Annotated in this window: 1 protein-coding gene and 1 pseudogene; one reads left to right on the plus strand and one right to left on the minus strand. The window is 34.4% G+C overall.

Features of this window, described 5'->3' with window-relative positions:
* A pseudogene (locus EVI01_RS13490) lies at positions 1-269 on the plus strand (hypothetical protein); the annotation flags it as partial.
* A gap of 27 nt (positions 270-296) precedes the next feature.
* On the opposite strand, the gene EVI01_RS13495 reads toward EVI01_RS13490, so the two are convergent.
* The coding region (locus EVI01_RS13495; protein ID WP_186808786.1) for an EndoU domain-containing protein at positions 297-665 on the minus strand (369 nt) is incomplete at its 5' end.

Genomic DNA, 665 nt, shown 5'->3' on the forward strand with positions numbered 1-665 from the left:
CAGAAGAAGAATATTGTATCTTTTACATGGGTACACCTATCTATAGTCTTACTCCCTATGATTATGGTCCTTATTATCATGGTGATTTTTTTAAGGGAGGTATTCCTAATATTAACTATCTAAAAATCAAACAGGAAGTAATCAACAAAATAAAAAAGATAATTGTCACTTATATTATTAACAATTTCTATTATTGGCGCCAAAAATATTCTCCTGCAGATTTTCAATGCGAAGCAAAAGAACTAAAAGAATTTTGGGACTTGGATTGATTCAAGTCCCAATTTTTTTCTTCATTACTATTTTAAGAGTGGATAAGTTGTGACAAGTGTTACTTTCCCATTCGCTTTCACATTCATTTCAACTTCAATATCAAATTTCCCACCTGTTTCTGTTCCCTGTAATGTTAGTTTTCCTGGCTCAACATGAGCTGGTTTTTTCATTTCAATAATCCGTTCCACTTCACTCGTAATTTTTTCCGCATTCCAATTATCAGGAAAAACAGTCGAAAGAGGGCCTTTCGTTGTCACGATTTTCCCTTCAACTTTATAACGAACGGTTGCCTTATAAGGCATGCCTTCCACTACTTTTCCTTCTGATTCGTAGACAATCCCACTTTCTTTGGCATAAAAATCAGGATGTTGCGAATGTGCCCCAGTTAAAATTGG

The organism is Enterococcus villorum, from assembly GCF_007990225.1.
Classification (GTDB): Bacteria; Bacillota; Bacilli; order Lactobacillales; family Enterococcaceae; genus Enterococcus_B; species Enterococcus_B villorum.